This window comes from Streptomyces sp. MMBL 11-1, from assembly GCF_028622875.1.
Classification (GTDB): domain Bacteria; phylum Actinomycetota; class Actinomycetes; order Streptomycetales; family Streptomycetaceae; genus Streptomyces.
In genome coordinates, this window is the sequence record NZ_CP117709.1 from 2,570,950 (window position 1) to 2,592,961 (window position 22,012).

Genomic DNA, 22,012 nt, shown 5'->3' on the forward strand with positions numbered 1-22,012 from the left:
GACGGAAGAAGCCCCTCGCGGAAGCGGGGGGCTTCTTCGTGTACGGAGGCCTCCGGCCGGCCTGTTTCAGACGCCGGTGGCCTTCCGGTTCAGACGCCGGTGGTGATCCGGACGGTCCAGGAACCGGACGGGGTGCGGTCGGCGACCTCGACGCGGGTGTCGTCGGCCTCCACGGTGAAGGTCTCCCCGACCCCGAGCGGGGCGTCGGCGAGCGGCGGGTAGACCGAGCGGTCCCAGCAGGCCCCGGTGTCCGGGTGGGTGTCGACCACCTCGATGGGCCCGCCGCCGGAGGCCGTCCCGCCGCGGACGCGGTAGATCAGGACGCCCTCGGCGCAGGTGTCCCGGTCGTTCCCGGTGGCGCTGCGCGCCTCGATGGCCAGGGCGCTGTCGGCGCCGGTGCGGACGACCGCGAGCCGGGTGCCGATCGACCCGCCGGGCACCGGGGCCGCGGCGACCGGTTCCAGGGTGAGGTCGGTCGGCCCCCGGACACAGACGACCTGGCCTCCGCCGAGCCAGCCGAGCTTCCATTTGTGCCAGCCGAACAGGTCCGGGGCGAGGCCGAACTGGCTGCCCATGACGTCCCAGTCGCCGACGTGGGTGTCCCAGTCGCCCTTGCCGTCGGTGGGCCGGTGGTACAGGTCGGCGAGGTCGAAGACGTGCCCGGTCTCGTGGGCCAGGACATTGCGGTCGGGCGGGTGCTGTTCGAAGACCGTGACGACACGCCGGATGTCGCTGCCGTCGGCGCGCAGCGGCCGGTCGAAGTTGACGACCTTCGTGGCGTCGGAGTCGACGCCGGGGGCGTCCGGGTCGGCCACCAGGTAGACGATGTCGTACCGGGAGAAGTCCACCTCCGGGTCGGCGGCGTCGATGGCGTCGCGCAGGTAGGCGGTGCGCCGCTCGGCGTTCCAGTCACGCTCTATGCCGTACCAGGTGGAGTCGCGCGGCATCTGCGTCCAGGTCCGCCGCGGATGCGGACGCAGGGTGAACCGGCCGTAGCTGGCGCGCTCGAAGAAGCGGGTCGTGGCGGGGAAGTGGTCGGCGGTGAGCGCCTCGGGGGTGAGCGTGGGTGCGGAGTCCGGGAAGGACAGGAAGATCATGACCGCGTCGAGTCCCCGGCCGGGGCGCGGGTAGGCCGTGTTCCAGGTGTCCAGGCCGAGCGAGTGGTGCGCCGCCGTCCGGGGCAGGGCGCAGGAAGCGGCGTCCCCCGCGGCGGCCGCGGCGGGGCCCGCGACGAGGGACGTGGCGGCGAGCGCCAGGAGGGAGGTGGCGGCGGCGGCCAGAGTGCGCAGGGGCGGCCGTTCCGCTCCCCCGGGTCCGCGACGGCACGGCACATCGACCTCCGGGTGGGGAAACACGGTCCTTCCCGTCCACCCTGTGCCGCTTCACCACGCCACGCCCTGTTGTGCTGCCCCACACGGGTCAGCGGTCAAAATCGCCACCCACACCTTCACGGAACGTCACTGCCAGTCATTCCAGCCACCCGATGAAACAGATCTGCACAGAAACGATCAGGACCGGGCAAAGCGGAATGTCTGCTCCCGTCTCCTCACGGGCCCGGGCGATGGCCCGGACCTGACGGTGAGCTGGAACGGCCGACGCGGCACCCTCTATGCTTCACCACGCTTTCCCGCGTGGAACGGGCCCGTTCACGGGACCGCCACCCGGTGGCCAGTCCGACCCCACCAGTTCACGACGACCTTCACAGCGGGAGCGAGCGGTGAGCGGAACCTCCGAAGGGCCGAGCGCCCCGGCAGGCACGGCCTCCGGCGCGCCCCCCGCGCCGGTCACGGAGCGTCATACGACGGCGATGGCCCCACCGCCCACGGACATGCGGACCCCGGCCCCACCGCCCACGGCCCCGCTCCCCGCCGAAGGCGGCCCCACCGGAGACGGCCCCGCCGTCTCCGAGCTGCGCGACTGCCGGGCCGCCTTCAACGCCGCCACGCTCCCCATGGGCGTCGTCGACGGCCGGGGCCACGTCGTACGGGCCAACGGGGCGCTCGGCGGACTGCTGGGGGTCCCGGCGGCGGTCCTCGCCGGACAGCAAGCCAGTGAGCTCCTCGACCTCGCGTCCGACGACCGCACCTGGCACGCCTACCGCGAGGTCCTGCTGGGCCGCCGCTCCCGGTTCCGCTGCACCCGCCGCCTCAAACACCTCGACGGCCGCTCCCTGTGGGCCGAGATCACTGTCGTACCGATGACCGGCGCATCGGCGGCGGAGCCCGCCCGGGTCCTGCTGACGGTCGCGGACGTCAGCGACCGGCGGGAGCTCCAGGAGCGGCTGCGCCACCTCCAGATGCACGACCCGGTGACCCGGCTGCCCAACCGGACGCTGTTCTTCGAGCGCCTCGCCTCGGTCCTGGAGACCCCGCCGTACCAGGACGACTCGATGCCGCCGCGGCAGCACGACCGGATCGGGCTCTGCTATCTGGACCTGGACGGCTTCAAGGCGATCAACGACACCCTGGGCCACCGGACCGGGGACCGTCTGCTGGCCGCCGTCGCCGCGCGGCTCACCGACTGCGCCGAGAACGACGCCTCCCGCAATCCCGGCGGCAGCCGACTGGTGGCGCGCCTGGGCGGCGACGAGTTCGCGATCCTGGTCGAGGACTCGACGGGCACCGAGGAACTCGCCGAGCTGGCCCGCTCGGTCCTCGCCGCGCTCCAGCAGCCGTTCGACCTCGCGGGACAGCGGCTTTCGGTCTCCGCGTCGATCGGGGTGGTCGAACGGGCCGCGGCGGGCACCTCGCCCACCGGGCTGATGCAGGCCGCCGACACCACGCTGTACTGGGCGAAGGCGGACGGCAAGGCCCGCTGGACCCTGTTCGATCCCGAGCGCAACGCCCACCGCATGACCCGGCAGTCCCTCTCCTCCACGCTCCGGCCCGCCGTGGAGCGCGGCGAGTTCACCCTGGAGTACCAGCCGCTGGTCGGGATGGCGGACGGCGTGCTGCGAGGCGTCGAGGCGCTGGTGCGCTGGAACCATCCGCAGTTCGGCGTGCTGCCGCCGAATCGGTTCGTCCAGATCGCCGAGGAGGACGGCTCGATCGTCCAGCTCGGCCGGTGGGTGCTGCGCACCGCGTGCCGGCAGGCCCGGCGCTGGCAGCTGGACCACCCGGACGAGCCGCCGCTGTTCATCAGCGTCAACGTCGCCGTACGGCAGGTCTGGGACTCCGACCTGGTCACCGACGTGGACCGGATCCTGGCGGAGACGGAGCTCGCCCCCGGGCTGCTCCAGCTGGAGCTGACCGAGTCGGCGGTGATGGGCTCGGGCGGCCGTCCGCTGCGGGCCCTCCAGGCGCTGAGCGACATGGGTGTACGGATCGCCATCGACGACTTCGGGACGGGTTACAGCAACCTCGCCTACCTCAGCCGGCTGCCCGTCTCCGTGCTGAAGCTGGACGGGGCGTTCGTGAAGGGCTTCCGGTACGAGGACGGTACGCATCCGAGCCCGGCCGACGAAACGATCGTGGAGGCCATGGTGCAGCTGGCGCACCGCCTGGGCCTGACCGTCACCGCGGAGTGCGTGGAGACGGCCGGGCAGGCGGAGCGGCTGCGGCGGATCGGCTGCGACACCGGGCAGGGCTGGCTGTACTCACGGGCCGTGGCGCCGGAGCAGATCGCCGGGCTGATCGGGTCCCGGCCGCTGGAGGGCTGACCGGGACCCGCCCACGGCCGGCGGTCCTACGGGGCGGCGGGCAGGCCGTACGCGTCCGCGATCAGGTCGTAGCTGCGCAGCCGCGCCTCGCCGCCGTGCGCGTTGGCGGTGATCATCAGCTCGTCGGCGCCGGTGCGCTTGGCCAGGTCGTCGAGGCCGCCGCGGACCTCGTCGGCGGTGCCGTGGATCACGTTGGCGAGCCAGCCGTCGACGAACTCCCGCTCCATCGGGGAGAAGTCGTACGCCGCCGCCTCCTCGGGGCTCGGGATCAGCCCCGGACGGCCGGTCCGCAGCCGGACCATGGACAGGGCGCCGGTCAGCACCTGGCGGCGGGCCTCACGCTCGTCGTCGGCGGCCAGCGCCGAGACCCCGATCAGCGCGTACGGGGCGTCCAGCACGGCGGAGGGCCGGAAGGACTCGCGGTACAGATCGAGCGCGGGGATGGTGTTCTGCGCCGAGAAGTGGTGCGCGAAGGCGAACGGCAGCCCCAGCGTCCCGGCCAGCCGCGCGCTGAAGCCGGAGGAGCCCAGCAGCCAGACCGGCGGCCGGTGCGCGGACTGCACGCCGCCGGGGGTGGTCGCCTGGACCGGTCCCGGCACGGCGTGGATACGGGCGTAGGGGTGTCCGTCGGGGAAGTCGTCGTCCAGGAACCGGATCAGCTCCATCAGCTGCTGCGGGAAGTCGTCCGCTCCTTCGTTGAGCCGGTCGCTGCGCCGCAGGGCCGCCGCCGTCGCGCCGTCGGTGCCGGGGGCCCGGCCGAGGCCGAGGTCGACCCGGCCCGGGGCCATCGCCTCCAGGGTGCCGAACTGCTCGGCGATCACGAGCGGCGCGTGGTTGGGCAGCATCACCCCGCCGGAGCCGAGCCGGATGCGCTCGGTGTGGGCGGCGATGTGCGCCAGGATCACGGCCGGGGAGGACGAGGCGACCCCGGGCATGGAGTGGTGCTCGGCGACCCAGAAGCGGTGGAAGCCGCGGCTCTCGGTGAGCTTCGCGATGTCCACGCTGGTGCGCAGGGCCTGGGTCGCGGTGCGGCCCTGCCCCACGGTGACCAGGTCCAGGACGGACAGCGGAACGGCGGTCGTTCCGGCTGCGGCGCCCCGGATCCCGTCACGGCCGGCCGTGCCGCCGCTCGTGTCGCCACTCGCGTCGCCGCGGGTCTCGTCGCCTCGGATCTCGTCCACGTGTCGGCCTCTCCCGGTGCTGCTGTCGTACGGCTGTGTATCGGAGGGCTACAACAGGAGGATGACTCCGCTTATTCCCGTATCTCGATGCCCTTCGGCTCCAACGACCTCAGCACCGGCTCGCGGGTGGCGAACAGGGTGCCCAGCGCGGGGGCCCAGGTCCGGCGGTCGGTGAGGCGCAGCCCCTCCCACACCGTGACCTGGTTCGCCGTGAGGACGGGCTTGCCGAGCAGTTCCTCCAGCTCCGGTACGTACGCGGCGGTGCGCAGGGAGGTGTCCGGGATCAGCACCACCTCGGCGTCCGGGTGGTCGGCCTCCCGCGCCAGCCGCTTCACCCGCTCCGGGGCCCAGGACCCGGCCTCGGCCGACGAGGCGGCCCCGCCGGACGCCGCGGCCACCACCTCGACGCCCGCCGACGCCAGGAACTCCACGAAGAGGCCGGTGACGTCCTCGGGGTAGGGGGCGGCGACGGCGACCCGGCCCGCGCCCAGCTCCCGCAGCGCGTGGACGAAGCCGATCGAGGTGCTGGAGGCGGGCAGGCCGGCGCCCCGGGCGAGCGTGGCGGCCTGCTCGTGGGCGCCGTCCCAGCCCCGCCCGAAGCTGCCGCCGCTGGAGGCCCACAGCAGGGCCTCGGCCCCGGCGAGGCGCAGTTCCTCGACGCCCTCGGCGATCCGGGCGGGTGCGCCCTGCTCGCGCAGCGCGTCGGCGCGGTAGGCGTCCTCCCCGGCCTCGGTGGAGAACAGCGGCAGCCGGATGTCGGTGTCGAGCAGGATCTCGGTGCGTGGGAAGTCGTCCTCGGCGGCGTGGCCCGGGTAGAGAAGTCCTACGGTCGTCATGTCCACCCTTCCTGTGCGTCGACGGCTCGCCGCACGGCGGGCGACCCCGCTACGGGATCGCGGCGGCACTCCGGACGCTCCGGCGGCCGTGACCGCGCGACCGGTCACTCTTGCCCCGACTTGTTCCCAGTATTCCCCCGCGCGGGCGCCGGGGCGCGCGGCCGGGCCTCGTTGACGAAGGGAGGGCCGGCTGCGAGCGTGGGCGCATCCGTACGCCCGCCCCGTCGCGGAGGCCTGACCAGCGATGCCGGATCCCGTCCTGCTCGTCCTCGACGCCGCACCCTCCCCGCGCCTCGGCCGGCTGACCGGCCGGGTGGACGTGCGGCGCGCGGACGCCTCCTCGCTCGCCGGGCTGCTCCCGGCCGCCGACGTCCTGCTCGTGTGGGACCTGGCGTCCGACGCGGTGCGGAAGGCCTGGCCGGGACCGGGGGCCAGGCCGCGCTGGGTGCACACGGCGAGCGTGGGCGTGGACCGGCTGCTCAGCCCGGAGCTGGTCGCGTCCGACACCGTCGTCACCAACGCGCGGGGTGTCTTCGAACGGCCGGTCGCGGAGTGTGTGGCCGGTCTGGTGCTGGCCTTCGCCACGGATCTCCCCGGCGTCCTGGAGTGCCGGGGACAGCGGCGCCCGCACGACCGGGAGGGGCAGCGGGTCGCCGGATCGCGGGCGCTGGTCGTGGGCGCGGGGCCGATCGGCCGGGAGATCACGCGGCTGCTGCACGGCCTGGGGCTCACGGTGGCGCTGGTGGGGCGGACGGCCCGGCGCACGATCCACGGGGTGGCGGATCTGGACCGGTTGGCCGCGCGGGCGGACTGGGTGATCGCGGCGGTCCCGCTCACGGAGTCGACGCGCGGGATGTTCGACACCCGCTTCTTCGGGCTGCTCCAGCCGTCGGCACGGTTCATCGGCGCGGGGCGCGCGGCGACGGTGGTCGAGGCCGACCTGGTGGACGCGCTGAACCGCCGCTGGCTCGCCGGGGCGGCGCTCAGCACCTTCCAGGAGGAGACGCCGGGCCCCGGGAGCCCGCTGTGGGACGCCCCGGAGCTCGTCCTGACACCGCACCTGGGCGGGACCACCGCGGGCTGGCGCGACCGGCTGGGCGAGCGCTTCGTGGCGCTGTACGAACAGTGGTCGCGTGGCCTCCCGTTGCCGGACACGGTCGACAAGGCCCTCGGTTACGTACCGTCCACGGACCTGCCCGGCAGTCCGGGCCCGGGTGTCAACGGGTCAGCGGCGCGGCCCGGGTGATGAACTCCTCGATCGCCTGCCTCGCCCCGGTGTCCAACGCGTCGTGCTCGGCCTGGTCCTGTGCGGTCGACACATCCCGTGCGCACCGGTAGGCCCGTTCGGCGGCGAGGACCACTTCCCGGTCGTCGGTGAGCAGTTTGACCCGGTAGAGCACGTGCCGGGTGGCTGTGCGGAGGCGGTGGGCCTCGTCGCGTGCCTCGATGAAGGCGTCGTCCGTACGCCCCTCCCTCATGCGGTACCAGCGGGCCGCCTGGCCGTGGCGGTAGTCCTCCACCGCCGCGGCGAACGACCCGTAGGCGGCCGTGCGCTCCTGCCGGAGCGCCTCCGACCGCGCGAACCGCTCGGCGCGCGAGGCCGCGAGGCGCTGGAAGAGATGCGTGACCACTGCGCCCAGGAGCGTGCCCCCGACCGCTACGACGCTTGTCCATATGGCAACCATGGCGCCACCTGATCACAGAAGTGGCCGATGCGGAGTCATGGGTCCCGCGTGACGGGGGAACACGCCCCGCACTCCCCCGGTGGCGCTCCGCTCCCCTCCGGGCACGGGAAGGTCACCTTCCGGCCTCTGTTGGGTTACATGACTCCGGCTTCCTGCATAGACGTACGGGATCGGGCAGGGGGTCACTCTGTCCGGACTGTTCGACCTCCAGGAGATTGCGAACCATGGCTGAATTCCCGAACCTGTCCCGCCGGGGTTTCCTCAACGGAACGGCGGCCGTGGGCGGCCTCCTCGTCGTTCCCGGCCTCCTCACCGCGTGCAGCAAGACCGACTCCGGCTCCGCGACCGGCGAGGGCGCCCTGGACAAGCTCCGCAAGCAGGGCTTCGTACGGGTGGCGTACGCCAACGAGGCCCCGTACGGGTACCTGGAGGGCAAGGAACTCAAGGGTGAGGCCCCGACGCTCCACCGGGAGATCTTCAAGGCGCTCGGGGTGGACGAGCTGAAGCCGACGCTCTCCGAGTGGGACGGTCTGATCCCCGGACTCCAGGCCGGGAAGTACGACGTGGTCAGCGCGGGCATGGCCATCACCCCGGAGCGCTGCGGCAACGCGATCTTCTCCGAGCCGGAGTTCATCTCGCCGACCGCCCTGATGGTGAAGAAGGGCAACCCGAAGAAGATCACCGACCTGGCCTCCGCGAAGGCGGCGGGGATCACCGTGGGCGTGATGTCGGGTGCGGTCGAGGGCAGTTACGCCGAGGGCGCGGGCATCCCCGCGGACAAGATCAAGACGCTGCAGAAGCCGCAGGACGGGGCCGACGCCGTCAAGGGCGGCCGCGTCGACGCCTTCCTGCTCACCGGCATCTCGCTGCGCTGGCTGGCGAAGACCAACCCGGACACCGAGGTCACCGAGGCGTTCGTGCCGGAGCTGGACGGCAAGGAGCAGTTCTCCCCCGGCGGCGCGGTGTTCCGCAAGGGCAACGAGGACCTGCGGGACTCCTTCAACCGCGAGCTGAAGAAGATCGTGTCGGACCGCTCCCGCTATGTGCAGCTGCTGGAGCCGTACGGGTTCGGGGAGACGGAGATCCCGCCCGCCGACCTGAAGACCGCGGATCTGTGCAAGGGCTGACGGGGCGGACACGCGCGCATGAGTGACTTCTTCTCCCTCCTCGTCGAGGAGCTCCCCCGGGTCCGCTCGGGCCTGTGGGTGACGCTCCAGGCCACGGTCCTGGGCGCGCTGCTGGCCGGGGTCCTGGCCTTCGCGCTGGGCCTGATGGCGGGCAGCCGGCTGCTCCTGGCCCGAGGGGTCTCCCGGGTGGTCGTGGAGTTCTTCCGGGGCACCTCCCTCTACATCCAGCTGTTCTGGCTCTACTACGCCATGCCGCTGATGACCGGCTACGAACTGACCCCGGTCATCTGCGGCGTGGTCGCGTTCGGCCTCAACTACGGCGCGTACGGGGCCGAAGTGGTGCGGGGGGCGATCAACTCCGTACCGCGCGGCCAGTACGAGGCGGCGATCGCGCTCAACCTGAGCCCGTCCAGGCGGCTGTGGAAGGTGATCCTGCCGCAGGCCTGGGTCCAGATGATCCCGTCCTTCACCAACCTGCTGATCCAGCTGCTGAAGTGCACCCCGTTGCTGTGGCTGATCTCCGCCGCCGATCTGATGACGGTGATCCAGCAGCTGCGCGACCGTACCGGTGAGACGCTCACCGCCTATCTGACGCTGCTGGTGGCCTACTTCGTCCTGGCCTACGCGCTGACCCTGCTGATGAATCTGCTGGAGCGGAGCGCCAAGCGGCGGCTCGGCCTGGACACCGGCGCGAAGAGCCTGTTCAAGAGCCGCAGCGTGTCCACGACCGCCGTGGGAGGTACCCGGTGAACGGCTTCGACTGGAACGCCGTGGGAGAGTCCCTGCCCCTCCTCCTGGAGGGGTTCAAGGTCACCCTGCTCGCCACCGTGCTCGGCACCCTGGTGGCCGCCGTGCTGGGACTGGCCGTCGCGATGGCCGGGCGCGCGCCCAGCAAGCTGGTGACGGTCCCGGTGCGCCTCGTCACGGAGTTCGTCCGCTCCACCCCGCTGCTGGTCCAGCTGGTGGGGGCGGCGGCCCTGTTCAACTCGGTGGAGCCGCTGTACATCGGCATCGCCGTGCTGGGCGTCCACTACGCCGCGTACACCTCCGAGGTCTACCGGGCCGGGATCGACGGCGTGCCGAAGGGCCAGTGGGAGGCGTGCCGCGCGCTGTCGCTGTCGCCCCGGCGCACCTGGCAGGCCGTGATCCTGCCGCAGGCGGTGCGCAACGTGCTGCCCGCGCTCGGCAACTACGCGATCTCGATGTTCAAGGAGACGCCGTTCCTCGCCGTGATCACGGTGCAGGAGATGGTCTTCGAGGCCCGGAAGTACGGAGCCGAACAGTTCGCGTACACCGAGGTGTTCACCCTCGCCGGCCTGATCTTCCTGGTCGCGAGCTACCCCACGTCGCTGTTGATGAGAAAGCTGGAGAAGCGCCTTGGCCACTGAACCCCTCCCCATCGAGAAGACGGAGTCGCCGGGGCCGGCCGCAGCTCCCGAGGACGCGGCCCCGGCCACCGCGCGCACGGGCGAACCGCTGGTGCGGTTCGACAAGGTGGTGAAGCGCTACGGCGACCATGTGGTCCTGGACGAGCTGGACTTCACCGTGGACCGCGGCGAGCACGTCACCCTGATCGGGCCCAGCGGCTCGGGCAAGACCACCATCCTGCGGCTGCTGATGACGCTGGAGAAGATCAGCGGCGGGGTGATCTGGGTCGACGGCTCCCCGCTGTCCCACGTCCGCGCCCCGGACGGCTCGCTGAAGCCCGCGGGCGAGAAGCAGCTGCGCGAGTCCCGGAAGAAGATCGGGATGGTGTTCCAGCAGTTCAACCTCTTCCCGAACATGAAGGTGATCGAGAACATCACCGAGGCCCCGGTCAGCGTGCTCGGCAAGAGCCGCGAGGAGGCCGAGGTGCGGGCCCGGGAACTGCTGGACCTGGTCGGCCTCTCCGCCAAGGTCGACGCCCATCCCTCGCAGCTCTCCGGCGGCCAGCAGCAGCGGGTCGCCATCGCCCGTGCCCTCGCGATGGAGCCGGAGATCCTGCTCCTGGACGAGGTGACATCGGCGCTCGACCCGGAGCTGGTGGCGGGCGTACTGGAGCTGCTGGGGGACATCGCCCGCAACACCGACATCACCATGCTCTGCGTGACCCACGAGATGAACTTCGCCCGGGACGTCTCGAAGAAGGTGCTGATGTTCGACGCGGGACGGGTCGTGGAGTCCGGATCCCCGGAGAAAATCTTCTCCGACCCGTCACACGAACGTACGCGCGAGTTCCTCAACGCGGTGCTGTGACCTCACGGTTGAGCCATCGACCATGACGCTGGCATATGCCAGACGGGTGCGCCCCTGATGACAGCGCCGGGGCGCGCCCGCCGACCCGTCAAGTGCCGCCCCGCGGGGGCGTTCCGGCGGCTATCGTGGGGCGAAAGCTTGCGGTCACAACCTGGTAGGGGGACACCGTGGCGTTGAAGCCCGAGCCGACCGCGCCGTTCCACTCGGTGCAGTACGCCCTGCGGGTGCTGGAAACCGTCTCCCAGCACGGCAACGGCGTCACCGATGCCCAGATCTCCCGCGAGACGGGGCTGCCGACCGGCCACCTCGCCTCACTGCTCCTCACGCTGCGCCGCGAGGGATATGTGGAGCAGACCAGCGACGGCGCGTACGTCATGGGCGCCTCGCTGCTGCTGCTCGGCTCCGGGGCGGCCCGCCGCCAGGCCCTGGAGGACCGCCTCCAGCACATCCTGGCCGAGCTGCGCGACTCCGTCGGCGCGGCGGTCTATCTCAGCCGGTATGTCGACGGCGAGGTCAGAGTGGAGCAGGTCGCGGACGGACCGCTGACACCGGCGGTCAACGAGTGGGTGGACTTCCGCTCCTCCGCGCACGCCAGCGCGGTCGGCAAGTGCCTGCTGTCCCAGCTCGACCACGACGGGCGGCGCGACCACATCTCCCGGCACCGGACAGCGCGGCTCACCTCCCGGACGATCACCAGCGAGAAGATCCTCTTCTCCCAGCTGGACGCCCAGTCCACCACGGTCCCGGTGCTGGACCTCCAGGAGTACGCGGTGGGCACCGTCTGCGCGGCCGTGCCGCTGACGGCCGGCTCCGCCGCGGGCTGCCTCGCCCTGTCGCTGCCGATCGAGGACGCGCACCGGCTGCGGGAGGCGGCCGAGACCCTCAGCCGCCGGGCGGCGCCGGTCCTGCTGTCGCTGGCGCTGTAACCGCCGGGGGGTGCCCAGGGCCGGTAGCGTCACCGCCATGTACGCACCGATACCCGCGCTGAACCTCCTCAAGGAGTTCGAGGACGGCGTCGAGGACTACTTCGCGCCCGGCTTCGAGCTGACCGCCTTCGGCGAGGACGACGGAGGCTACCCGCCGATCGCCGACCGGATCCGTCCCTTCGCCCAGGCCACCGGCTCCGGCTCGGCCTACGCGATCTGGCTGCTGGACGACCGCCCCGACCTCGCCACGCTGCCCGTGCTCCTCCTGGGGGACGAGGGAGGCGTCCATGTCGTGGCCCGCGATCTGCCCGAGCTGCTGCGCGTCCTCGCCTCCGGCTGGTCCCCGATGTGCGGCTGGGACGGCGTGGACTACTACGACGAGCGCGAGGAGGAGGACGGGTACGACCCCTGCCCGGGGAATCCCGCGTTCCGGTCCTGGCTGCGCGACCGTTTCGGCCTGGAGGCCGCCGAGGACCCCAACGCGGTCGTCCGGGCGGCCGGGGCCGAGCTGCGGGACGCCTTCACCGCCTGGATCGGCCCGCTGATCCCGGACGCGGTGGCCGGACGCGGGGCGGCGTGAGCAGGCGCGCGACGGCGTAAACAGGCGCGAGCGGCCCAGGCCGGGCGGGGGACGGGCCCAGGCAGGGCGCGCGGGGCGGCCCAGGCAGGCGCGGACGGCCTTCCGGGGCCCCGGAAGGCGGGGCCACGGGGGGTGTCATCAGCACGCTTCCGGACCAGGTATTATTTTCGAGTCAGCAGGCGCCGTTAGCTCAGTTGGTTAGAGCAGCTGACTCTTAATCAGCGGGTCCGGGGTTCGAGTCCCTGACGGCGCACGACACGCAGTGGGCGGTCTCCTTCACGGAGGCCGCCCACTGCGCTTTGGCGGCGGCCCCGGCCAGGGCCGCCGCGCTGAGCAACAGCGGGAAATCCGGGGATGCCACCTGGTGATGACTGAGCACGGTGGGGCCGTGCTCCGGGGCGGGCCGGTGGTCATCCCTTTGACGTCGTACGAGGTCCGCGACGGTGGCGGCACTTCTCAGGGTGCCGCACGGTAACGGACGAAGCTCAGAACTTGACGTCGGAGCAGGCGTAGAACGCGTTGGGGGTGTCCGCGACGTTCCAGACGGCGAGGATGATGTGCTTGCCGTTCTTCTGCGTGGGAATCGTGCCCTGGTGGGTCAGCGTGGACGGCGGCTGCTTGTTGCCGTACGGCACGGTCATGAAGGGCTGCGATTCGAGCGCGGCCCGGGTGAGCGGCTTGGTGGAGTCCCAGCCGTCCTTGGTGATGTAGTAGCGGAAGTCGCTGGTGGAGTGGCGGGCGGTGAACTGCCAGCGGAAGCTGTAGCCCTGTCCGCCGGTGACCTGGGTGGCGGGCCAGTTGCCGCCACGCGGGTCGTCGAGCTGGGCGAACTGCCCGTTGCCGCCGGCGCAGATCTTGCCGTCCGCCGGTCCTGCCGCCGGGAAGCCCTTGAGCCCCTCGACGCTCTGCGGCTCCCACTGGATGTTGCCGCAGCCGGTCACCGTGCCGTTGGCACAGAGCTTCTGACGGCTGATCGGGGAGTCCGTGTAGCCGTGGCTGCTGGCGCTCGTGGTCGCGAGCACCGAGACGCCCGCTATCGCCAGACCGATCACGGCCGCGCCTGTCTTTTTCCGCATGGGCTGTCGCTCCTCTAGAACGTGGGGGAGGTTCCATGAGCATTGCTCGACTGCTGCGCGCTTGGTGCGTGGTGTGGTGCGTGGTGCTGTGCATGCGAGGTACTGCGGTCTAGACCAAGTCTTAGATTATTGACGCGGCGTGAACATGTCCAGACCAATGAGCGTCATATTCCAGCCGGTGGACAGAGCACCCCGGGCCACTCCCGGAGCACCCCCGGGCCGTCCCCGGCTCTCCCCCGGGGCCTCAGCCCCCGTCCCCTCCCCCACTGCGACCGGTGTAGAAGGCGACCGTCAAGTCCTTGACGAGTGCCTTGCGTTCGTAGTCGTCGAGTTCGACGATGCCACGCGTGGTGAGCCGGTTGACCGTGTCGTCGACCGCGTCCACCACGGAGGTGAGCACGCTGTCCCGGTGCATCGAGTCGATCGCGGCGATCCGCCGCCGCTGCATCGCCGCCGCGACCTCGGGGGCGTACTCGATGCCGGTCGGCTGCGCCGAGTACACCTCCACGCCCACGGGTTCGCAGTCCGCCTTCAGCATCCGGGTCAGCGCGTCACCGACCGCCTCCGCGTCGCGCAGGCTCGGGGCGTCCTCGTGGAACGCGTCGGCGGGCAGCTGCGAGAGGACCCGGGCCATCGCGGCCTCGACCTGTGCGCTCAGGTACGCCTCGTGGTCCTCGATGCCGAGGACGGCCCGGACCGTGTCGTTGATCCGCCACACCACGAGGACGACCACGCGGAGCGCGGTGCCGTTCGCGTCGACGGCGGGCAGCGGTTCGCTGCGCCAGTGCCGCAGCCGCACGTCGACGCGGCGGCGCAGCAGGAGGGGCGAGACCCAGACGAGGCCGGTGCGCCGGACGCTGCCCCGGTAGTCGCCGAAGAGCGTCAGCACCCACGCGTGCCCGACCCTGCCCCGGCCGAGGCCGCCGAGCGCGAGGAGCACCACGGTGGCGAGGAGGCCGAGCAGGACCCAGGCTCCGAAGCCGACGCCGAGGTCGGCCCGCGGGGTGAGGCCGACGGCCGTCTGCCAGGCGGTGGGGAGCGCGCCGCGCCACCACAGGACGGCCAGCCCGCCGGCGATCCCGGCCGCGCCGACGAGCAGGGCTGCGGAGCCGGGCAGGGCGGGGCCCGGGCGTTCGGCGAGCCGGGGGTCGGCGACCGGGGCGGGCCGGGTGGACGGCCGCACCCGGGTCTGCGGCGAACGCGGGACGGGGGGCTTCCGGGTGGCGGGCGAGCGGTCCCCGGTGGCGGGGCGACGGACGACGGCCGCGGGCAGCGCCGCCGCGGTCGGCCCGGCCGGGCCGGCCGGGCCCGCGGACTCCTGGTCGTCCCGGAAGAGGAGGTGTACGGGGATGGAGGCGGTGGTCTCGTTGGCGATGACGGAGTGGCGGCGGCCGGGGTTCGCGGGCGTCGCCGTGGTCGGCGCGGAGGGCTCGGCGGCGGCCGGGGAGGCGGATACGGGAAGGGATACGTGTCCGGGCCCGGGTACGGAGAACCTGGCGGAGGCGGCCCGGTCACCGGGGGCCAGGTCCAGGACGAGGTCCAGCTCGGTGTCGGGCCCGGGGTCGTCCACGGCCCCCCTGGCGGGGGCGCCCCGGGGGCGGCGTCCGGCCGGATCCTTCCGGGCGGAACCCTTTCCGGCCTCCGGCTCGGCCCCGTAGGACGGATGCGGGGTCCATTCCGCCGAGGGTTCCGCCGTCCTCGAACGCCGGACGGGCTTGAGGTGGAGGTTCCCGTCGAGCGGCACGGGGCGCGCGGGGGCGGGACGGCCGGAGGTGGTGCGGTCGCCGCCAGGACCACCGGGGGCGGGACTGCCGTCGACAGGGGCCGACGGGACCGGCCCGCCCGTCCGGCGGTCCGGGCCGGGGCCGAGGTGCGGGCTCACGTTCGAGGGCTCCGGGGCTCCGGTCCGAGCGATCGCGGGCGGAACGCTACCGGCGTCCGGCGGGGCGGAGTCCCGGCCGCCCCGGCCGGACAGCGCCGGCCCGGGCTCGTCGTCCGACGGAGACGCAGGTACGGACGCAGACGGTGACGGTGACGGCGAAGGTGAAGGGGACGGAGGCGCGGGCGCGGGCGCAGGCGCAGGCGCAGGCGGGAGCTCGCCGTCCGGCGGCGGGGGCCTGTCGACGACGGGGCCGAAGAGCGGAGGCGGGGAGCCCCTGCCCGCGCGACCGGCCAGCGGCGGCGGGGGCTCGGCGTTCGCTTCCAGCACCCCCGCGGACTCCGCGCCCGGCACCCGTACGGGCTCGGGCTTCGCGGCCGGCGCGCGCGCGGCGTCCGGTCGTGGCGGAAGCTCCTGCTCCGGCGGCGGGGTCCTGTCGACAGCGGGGCCGAAGAGCGGGGGCGGGCTCCCCTTGCCCGGTGGCGCGAAGAGGGACGGCGGGAACTGGTCGTCCAGGAAGTGGGGGTCGGGGTCGGGGGTGGGGGTGGAGGGGGAGGGGGAGGTGGTCCGGGGGGTCTGGTCGTCGTTGGGGGTCACCGGTTACCGATTCCTTTCCGTCACGTCCGTCAGGCGAAGAGCCGGCGCCAGGTCTCCGGCCCCGGGTAACCATCGGCCGCACCGCCGCGCCAGCCCTGGGCCCGCTGGAACGCCTCGACGTTGCGGCGGTCGGCCTCGGTCCAGCGCGGGTCGGGGCCCGACACGTAGTGCTTGCCGTATCCCTTCTTCACCAACTGTTCGCCGAGCCGGTCGACATGGCTGTTGTACTGACCCGGCTTGAAATAGCCGCGTCCGGGGAACGCGACCGCTGTACTCGGGCTGCCGCCCGCCCCGGCGGCGGGAATGCTCCGTCCGCCGCCGGTGGCCAGCAGGCGCCAGGTGTCCGGGCCCGGGACACCGTCCGCCTCCTCGCCCTGCCAGCCCTGCGCCCGCTGGAACGCCTGGGTCGCGCGCCGGTCCGCCGTACCCCACACGGGCCCGGGGCCGACCGCGTAGAAGCGCGCGCCGCCCCGCTGGACCAGCATCCGGCCGAGCTCGGTGACGTACTTGTTGTCGGCGCCGGGGCCGAACCGGTCGGCCCCGGGGAAGGCGGTGGAGGATCCGGAGCCGGGCGATCCATCCGTGACTCCTTTGTAGCGGTATGCCACATAACGGTCGGAGTTGTTCCAGTACGCCAGGGGCGTCGACTGCTTCCGCGTCCGCGGGCGCGCCTGCTCGTAGGCGACGTAGCGGGTGTGCGCGGAGTCGGCCCAGCCGCCGAAGATCGTGACGTGCGAGCCCTCGGAGGGGTCGGCCGGGTTGTGGAAGAGGAGGATGTCGCCGGGCTGGAGGTCGGCGCGGGCGATCCGGGTCCCGTAGGCGGCGAGGCTGCCGGTCCACTCGTTGCTGCCGAGGTTCCAGGCCATCGACACATAGCCGGAGCAGTCCTGGCGGTAGCCGTCCGACCAGTACGCCTCCATGCTGTACGGGACCTTCGCGCTCACCCACCTCGCGGCCCGGGCGATGATGTCGGCCCGGGTCGTCTTCGGCGCGGCCGATCCGGCGGACGGCGGGCCCGAGGCGCCGGCGCCCCGGAGCGGCCCCTTCTCACCCTGCGGGGTGGCCGGCTCGGGGTCGGATCCCCCGTCGGCGTGCGGGGCCCGGGGGGCATGGCCGGCGGCCTCGGCCGCACCCGCGGCGCCGCAGGAGAGGACCACCCCGGCGGCCGTGGCCAGCACCAGGGCGCGGCGCGCACCGTGCGCGGCCGGGTGACCACCGCGCCGGACCGGCAGGGCCCTCGCGGCGGAGCGCCGCCGCACGGCGCACCCCGCGCATCCGCAGTCGATGGCGGGTTCGTACTCCTCGAAGACCGGCACAGTCATGCGATTCCCCTCCGCACTCGTCATTCGTCAAGATCTTTGGGCGCAGCCGCAACGGACGTCAGGGCCTTAACTCCCCTGACATATCGCATTTTGACGGAACAAAGGAAAAAAACGACTATCTGATGGGGTGTGGCGTCCGGTAAATGGTTCGGAGCACCCCTGGGAGTCGGGTAGAGTTCTCCAGGTCAGCAGGCGCCGTTAGCTCAGTTGGTTAGAGCAGCTGACTCTTAATCAGCGGGTCCGGGGTTCGAGTCCCTGACGGCGCACGCACAGTCAAAGCCCTCTCACGTTCAGTGAGGGGGCTTTGATCATTCCCCGCCTCCCCCCGGGTGACACCCGCGGAGGCCCTCGTCGCACCGCACCCCCACACCCCCCTCGTCGCGGTCGATACACCCGAATCGCCGGCCAGGTGCGGCGAATCCGCAAAGATCACCGATGGTAAAGATCACTTGCCGAACGTGACCGTGGGGGCTGGATCAGGGCAGTGATGGGGTGCCATGGTTCGACTGCGATTTCGAACACGTGCACGATTAATGGGGGTTCATCGATGCGAAGACACATACGCCTGTCCGCGGAGGGGTCCGCGCGAGGCGGCAGCGGCGCGGCACGACGGCTGAAGGCACTGGCCGTACCGCTGTCCGTGCTGCTGCTGGCCGAGGTCGGTGTGACGGCCGGTACCGCGGTCGCCGACGGCCCGCAGGGCAAGAAGGTGTCCGACACCGCTCAGGCGCCCGCGCGCGACGGGGCCGCCGAGGCTCCGGACGAGGCGTCGGCCCGTGCCGCAGCCGTCGCCCAGGAGCGTCAGGTCGAGGTTCTCGGCGCACGTACGGAGAACACCACGCTCTGGGCCAACCCCGACGGCACCATGACGCAGGAGACCCACGCCGGACCGGTCCGGTTCCGCGAGGGCACGACCTGGTCCGCCATCGACGTCGACCTGGAGAGGGCCGAGGACGGTTCGGTGCGGGCCAAGAGCCACCCTCGCGGCCTTGAGCTCGCCGGCCGTACCGGCGCCGCCGGCGGCGACCTGGTGACGCTCGGCAACGGGCCGCACGAGGTCAGCCTGGGCTGGCAGGGCGCACTGCCCGAGCCCGTGCTGAAGGGCAACAAGGCCACCTACGTAAACGTCCGGCCCGCGACCGACCTGGTGGTCGAGGCGACGCGGACCGGGTTCGAGCAGTATCTGGTGGTCAAGGACCGGTCGGCGGCCGACGCGGCGGCTTCCATCACCCTGCCTCTCACGGCGAAGGGCCTGAACGCGGCGCGGAACGCGGACCACTCGGTCACGTTCACCGACGCCAAGACGGAGAAGACCGTGGGCAGGCTCCCTGCCCCGGTGATGTGGGACGCCTCCCGCAACAAGCAGGGGCTCGCGGCGACCAACCGCGCCGCGGTGGGCCTGGAGGTCGCGGGGCAGGGCCAGGACCTGGAGCTGCGCCTGACCCCCGACCGGAAGTTCCTCGCGGACAAGGACACGAAGTTCCCGGTCACCATCGACCCGGCCGTCTTCTTCGGCACCAACTTCGACACCGCCGTACGCGAGGGCGTGACCGAGGACCTCTCCGCCTCCATCGACCTGCCCGTCGGCCGGGAGTACGGCAAGCAGGCGGCACGCTCCTTCGTGCACTTCCCGAGGAACTTCGTCGTCTCGGGCAAGGAGATCCTCAACGCGGAGCTGAACCTCTACTCGGTCTGGTCCGACTCCTGCGAGCCGAGGTCGTGGGAGCTGTGGGACACCGGGCTCACGTCGGCCTCCACCCGCTGGAGCAACCAGCCCGCCTGGCGTTCGAAGGCCGCGACCTCCACGGAGACCCTCGGCCACTCCCCGGCCTGCGGCTCCCAGTGGATCCAGACCGATGTCACCGGCCTGGTGAAGGAATGGGCCACGGCCGACCGCGCGGAGAACGCCATCGGCATCCGCGCCACCGACGAGGCCGACACCACGGCGTACAAGATCTTCGCCTCCGGCGACGCGCCGAGCAACGGGCCGTCGATGCTGGTCACCTACGAGGTCCCGGCCGACCCGGTCAAGGACCACGTCACCTACTGGAACGACGTACTGCAGGCGTCCTACCGTCAGATCGGCGGCGCTCCGGGACCGCTGGCCCGGGCCGGCGCGATGATGCACGGCGCGGTCTACGACGCGGCGAACTCCGCCCAGTGCGCCCAGGGCGCCGCCAAGTGCCTGGGAGACCCCTACCTCGTCAAGGTCGCCTCGCCCGGTGAACTGCCGGACATCAACAGCGCCATCGACCACGCGGCCTTCGACGTGCTGCGGTCGGTGTACCCGCAGCTGAACTTCGACCAGGAGCTGGCGGACGCGCGTTCCACCATCCCGGCCGGGGTCACCTCCGCCCAGCGCGCGGCGGGCACCTCCGTCGGCCAGCAGGCCGCCGCGGCCATGCTCCAGGACCGGCAGAACGACGGGGCGACCAGCAACACCGCCTACACGCCCAGCACCGCCCCCGGGCAGTGGCGTCCCACGGGAAGCGGCAGCGCCGCCACCCCGGGCTGGGGCCTGGTCAAGCCGTTCGGCCTGACGTCCGGCTCCCAGTTCCGCCCCAAGAGCCTTCCCACGCTCGCCGGAAGCTCCGATGTGCTGAAGAGCGCGGAGTACGCCCGGCAGGTCAACCAGGTGAAGTCCCTCGGGAAGTCCGACTCGACGCAGCGCACGGCCGACCAGACCCGGGCGGCCCTCTTCTGGGCCAACGACCTGGACGGCACCTACAAGCCCCCGGGCCAGCTCTTCGAGTTCACCCAGACCGTCTCGCGCGACCGCGGTCTGTCCGTCACCGCCAACGCGAAGCTGTTCGCGCTGACCGCCTTCTCCATGGCGGACGCCGGCGTCGTCGCCTGGGACGCCAAGTACCGGACCGACCTCGACCTGTGGCGTCCGGAGTCCGCGGTCCGTCTGGACGGCGACGGCAACGCGGCCACCACGGTCGACCCCAACTGGCAGCCTCTGTCGCAGGACCGCAACGGCCAGCACTTCTCCCCGCCCTTCCCCGCCTACGTCTCGGGGCACGCCACGTTCGGCGGCGCGTGGGCGAAGGCGATGGAGCAGTGGTTCGCCACCGACCAGGTCACCTTCACCGCGACCACCGAGGACCCGAACGCCGTCGGTGTGACACGGACGTTCAGCAGCTTCTCGGCCGCGGCGAACGAGAACGCCGTCGGCCGGGTGTGGCTGGGCGTTCACTACGACTGGGACGGCACCGAGGGTGTCTCCTCCGGTGCTGCGGCCGCCGGCTACATCGCGGCGAACAAGGTGAAGAGCAACACGGCAGCCACCTGGGTCGCCTACGAGACCCTGAAGAACCTCGGTGGCTGTGATGCGCTGGGCAAGAAGCTGGTCGCCGAGCACCGCTGGTCCACCTACCGGTGCGAGCGGGTCACCACCGCGAACACCGACCACGCGCTCTCCGTCAAGTAGCCCGCCCACCTCCAGGAAGAGACAGAAGCGATGCGTCTGTTGAACAAGAAATCCGGTACGTGGTCACGGGCCGCGATCGCCCTGACGGCCGCCGTGGTCGTCGGAGCGGTGGCCGCTCCCTTCTCCATGGCCGACCCCAAGCCGGAGACCACCCGGGCGGCGCAGGCCGGCGACCCCGATCTGCTCCTCGCGACCCCCGAGGTGCCGCGGGTCTCCGACGGCTCCTACTCCGGCTTCCAGTTCTGCGGGATCCCGGACAACGTGCCGCAGGTCACCACGGACCGTCCGAGCCTCGCCGCGACCCTCGAATCGGTGGCGCCCCCCGGGTCCGTCGAGACGCCCGACGGGGACCGGCCCGGCCGGAAGGTCGTCTTCGAGGTGACCGGGACGGACGGCAGCCCGGTGCTCACCAAGAAGGCCACCACGGAGGCCAGTCACACCGCTGTCTACCAGTTCCCCGAGGGCAGGCTCGGCAGCGGCGACTACCGCTGGAGGGTACGGGTCCAGGACGGCCCCGCCTCTTCGCAGTGGACCGCGTGGTGCGACTTCTCCGTGCGGCTGACGGGCTAGCACCGGTGGTCCGTTCCCTCTGACCGGTCCGTCCGCGCCCACTGTCCGATCCGTCTGATCCCTCTGACGGATCCGTCTGATCCCTCTGCCCCGATGAACGGCTTCGGCCGGGCGTCGGGGCAGAGGGCGTGAGGGCAGGGCGCGTCGAGGCAGGGGGGCGTGGGGGCAGGGCGCGTCGGGGCAGAGGGCGTGGGGGCAGGCGCCGGGGCAGGGGCCGTCAGGCCTGGCTGTTCCGCTCCGCCGTGGCCTGTGCGCCGGTGAGATAGGCGGAGACGATCACGTTCGCCGTGTAGGAGCGGGTCCGGTGGTCGTACGTTCCGCCGCAGGTGATCAGCCGCAGCTCGGCCCGGCCGTCCTCGCGGGGACCGTACGCCTTCTGCGCGTCGAAGCGTGTCCGGGTGACGAGCTGGACGTCGTCCACGGTGAACTCCGCGACGCTGCCGTCGGTCCGGGCGACCTCGATGCGGGCGCCCGGCTTCACCGCGCTGAGCCCGTAGAAGACCGCGGGCCTGGTGTCGGTGTCGACATGGCCGACGAACAGGGCCGCGCCCCTCGCGCCGGGCTGGGCGCCGTCGCCGTACCAGCCGGCGGTCTTCGGCATGTCGTACGGGGGCGGGTCGATGGCCCCGTCCCGGTCGAGGCCGCGTGTGATGACGGGGGCCGAGATCCCCACGGAGGGGACCTCGACGCGTGCGGGGGCCGCCCCGTCGAGCGGCTCGTGGGCCGGGGGCAGCTCCGCCCCGAGGGGGCGGCCGACCGCGGCCACGTCCCCGGTGGTGGGCCCCGACAGGCCGCCGAGCCCGCCGCCGGCGTCCCGGCCCCAGATCCACAGGCCGAGCAGCAGCACGGCCCAGGTCACTCCGGTGAGCAGTCGCCCGTTTCCCGCCGGGCGGTCCGGGGCTCCCAT

18 protein-coding genes and 2 tRNA genes are annotated in these 22,012 nt (G+C 72.4%); 12 read left to right on the top strand and 8 right to left on the bottom strand.

Annotation, left to right across the window (positions count from 1 at the left end; translation table 11 throughout):
- Positions 1-89 precede the first annotated feature (89 nt).
- The gene (locus tag PSQ21_RS10990; protein WP_274035706.1) at positions 90-1,331 is read right to left on the bottom strand and encodes a M6 family metalloprotease domain-containing protein; all 1,242 of its coding nucleotides are present in this window, start codon (positions 1,329-1,331) and stop codon (positions 90-92) included.
- Positions 1,332-1,717: 386 nt separating this feature from the next.
- Between PSQ21_RS10990 and PSQ21_RS10995 the strand changes: the two genes are divergently transcribed.
- The gene (locus PSQ21_RS10995) at positions 1,718-3,658 is read left to right on the top strand and encodes a putative bifunctional diguanylate cyclase/phosphodiesterase (RefSeq protein WP_274030291.1); all 1,941 of its coding nucleotides are present in this window, start codon (positions 1,718-1,720) and stop codon (positions 3,656-3,658) included.
- A 26-nt stretch (positions 3,659-3,684) separates the two neighbouring features.
- Here the strand turns inward: PSQ21_RS10995 and PSQ21_RS11000 are convergent, their stop codons facing one another.
- Positions 3,685-4,839: an LLM class flavin-dependent oxidoreductase gene (locus PSQ21_RS11000; protein WP_274030292.1), complete on the bottom strand. Its 1,155-nt coding sequence runs from the start codon at positions 4,837-4,839 to the stop codon at positions 3,685-3,687.
- A gap of 71 nt (positions 4,840-4,910) precedes the next feature.
- Positions 4,911-5,675 (bottom strand): maleate cis-trans isomerase family protein, encoded by a 765-nt coding sequence (locus PSQ21_RS11005; protein ID WP_274030294.1) that lies wholly within the window; start codon positions 5,673-5,675, stop codon positions 4,911-4,913.
- Between the two features lie 244 nt (positions 5,676-5,919).
- Here PSQ21_RS11005 and PSQ21_RS11010 point away from each other — a divergent pair, with 244 nt between their 5' ends.
- Positions 5,920-6,921 (top strand): D-2-hydroxyacid dehydrogenase, encoded by a 1,002-nt coding sequence (locus PSQ21_RS11010; protein WP_274030295.1) that lies wholly within the window; start codon positions 5,920-5,922, stop codon positions 6,919-6,921.
- Here the strand turns inward: PSQ21_RS11010 and PSQ21_RS11015 are convergent.
- Entirely contained in the window at positions 6,893-7,360 is a 468-nt protein-coding gene (locus PSQ21_RS11015) for a hypothetical protein (RefSeq protein ID WP_274030296.1), read from the bottom strand. The two genes, PSQ21_RS11010 and PSQ21_RS11015, sit on opposite strands and share 29 nt — an antisense overlap.
- 224 nt (positions 7,361-7,584) lie before the next feature.
- Between PSQ21_RS11015 and ehuB the strand changes: the two genes are divergently transcribed.
- From ehuB to PSQ21_RS11050, 7 genes are all read left to right on the top strand, one after another.
- Positions 7,585-8,487, top strand: coding sequence for an ectoine/hydroxyectoine ABC transporter substrate-binding protein EhuB (gene ehuB / locus PSQ21_RS11020; RefSeq protein ID WP_274030297.1), 903 nt, complete (start codon positions 7,585-7,587; stop codon positions 8,485-8,487).
- An 18-nt stretch (positions 8,488-8,505) separates the two neighbouring features.
- Positions 8,506-9,237, top strand: a complete 732-nt coding sequence (gene ehuC, locus PSQ21_RS11025) for an ectoine/hydroxyectoine ABC transporter permease subunit EhuC (protein ID WP_274030299.1) — start codon at positions 8,506-8,508, stop codon at positions 9,235-9,237.
- Positions 9,234-9,875 (top strand): ectoine/hydroxyectoine ABC transporter permease subunit EhuD, encoded by a 642-nt coding sequence (gene ehuD, locus PSQ21_RS11030; protein WP_274030300.1) that lies wholly within the window; start codon positions 9,234-9,236, stop codon positions 9,873-9,875. The genes ehuC and ehuD overlap by 4 nt, the downstream gene beginning before the upstream one ends.
- Positions 9,865-10,722 carry an ectoine/hydroxyectoine ABC transporter ATP-binding protein EhuA gene (gene ehuA, locus PSQ21_RS11035; protein ID WP_274030301.1) on the top strand — a complete coding sequence of 286 codons (858 nt, stop codon included), beginning with the start codon at positions 9,865-9,867 and terminating at the stop codon, positions 10,720-10,722. The genes ehuD and ehuA overlap by 11 nt, the downstream gene beginning before the upstream one ends.
- Positions 10,723-10,889: 167 nt before the next feature.
- Positions 10,890-11,648, top strand: coding sequence for an IclR family transcriptional regulator (locus tag PSQ21_RS11040; protein ID WP_274030302.1), 759 nt, complete (start codon positions 10,890-10,892; stop codon positions 11,646-11,648).
- A 37-nt stretch (positions 11,649-11,685) separates the two neighbouring features.
- A complete protein-coding gene (locus tag PSQ21_RS11045) occupies positions 11,686-12,228 on the top strand; it encodes a hypothetical protein (protein ID WP_274030303.1) in 543 nt (180 codons plus the stop codon).
- A 179-nt stretch (positions 12,229-12,407) separates the two neighbouring features.
- Positions 12,408-12,481, top strand: a tRNA-Lys gene (locus PSQ21_RS11050).
- Positions 12,482-12,713: 232 nt separating this feature from the next.
- Here the strand turns inward: PSQ21_RS11050 and PSQ21_RS11055 are convergent.
- The 3 genes from PSQ21_RS11055 to PSQ21_RS11065 all read right to left on the bottom strand — a co-directional run bounded on the left by PSQ21_RS11055 (position 12,714) and on the right by PSQ21_RS11065 (position 17,102).
- On the bottom strand, positions 12,714-13,304 hold the full coding sequence (locus PSQ21_RS11055; RefSeq protein WP_274030304.1) for a lytic polysaccharide monooxygenase auxiliary activity family 9 protein: 591 nt from the start codon (positions 13,302-13,304) through the stop codon (positions 12,714-12,716).
- Positions 13,305-13,548: 244 nt separating this feature from the next.
- Positions 13,549-15,780 (bottom strand): SPFH domain-containing protein, encoded by a 2,232-nt coding sequence (locus PSQ21_RS11060; RefSeq protein WP_274030305.1) that lies wholly within the window; start codon positions 15,778-15,780, stop codon positions 13,549-13,551.
- Between the two features lie 29 nt (positions 15,781-15,809).
- Positions 15,810-17,102: a peptidoglycan-binding protein gene (locus PSQ21_RS11065; RefSeq protein WP_274030306.1), complete on the bottom strand. Its 1,293-nt coding sequence runs from the start codon at positions 17,100-17,102 to the stop codon at positions 15,810-15,812.
- A 192-nt stretch (positions 17,103-17,294) separates the two neighbouring features.
- On the opposite strand from PSQ21_RS11065, the gene PSQ21_RS11070 reads away from it, so the two are divergent.
- The 3 genes from PSQ21_RS11070 to PSQ21_RS11080 all read left to right on the top strand — a co-directional run bounded on the left by PSQ21_RS11070 (position 17,295) and on the right by PSQ21_RS11080 (position 21,105).
- Positions 17,295-17,368: transfer RNA gene (locus PSQ21_RS11070), tRNA-Lys, on the top strand.
- Positions 17,369-17,649: 281 nt separating this feature from the next.
- Positions 17,650-20,535, top strand: a complete 2,886-nt coding sequence (locus PSQ21_RS11075; protein ID WP_274030308.1) for a DNRLRE domain-containing protein — start codon at positions 17,650-17,652, stop codon at positions 20,533-20,535.
- A 30-nt stretch (positions 20,536-20,565) separates the two neighbouring features.
- Positions 20,566-21,105: a hypothetical protein gene (locus PSQ21_RS11080; RefSeq protein ID WP_274030309.1), complete on the top strand. Its 540-nt coding sequence runs from the start codon at positions 20,566-20,568 to the stop codon at positions 21,103-21,105.
- A 217-nt stretch (positions 21,106-21,322) separates the two neighbouring features.
- Here PSQ21_RS11080 and PSQ21_RS11085 read toward each other — a convergent pair whose 3' ends face one another.
- Positions 21,323-22,012, bottom strand: coding sequence for a class F sortase (locus PSQ21_RS11085; RefSeq protein ID WP_274030310.1), 690 nt, complete (start codon positions 22,010-22,012; stop codon positions 21,323-21,325).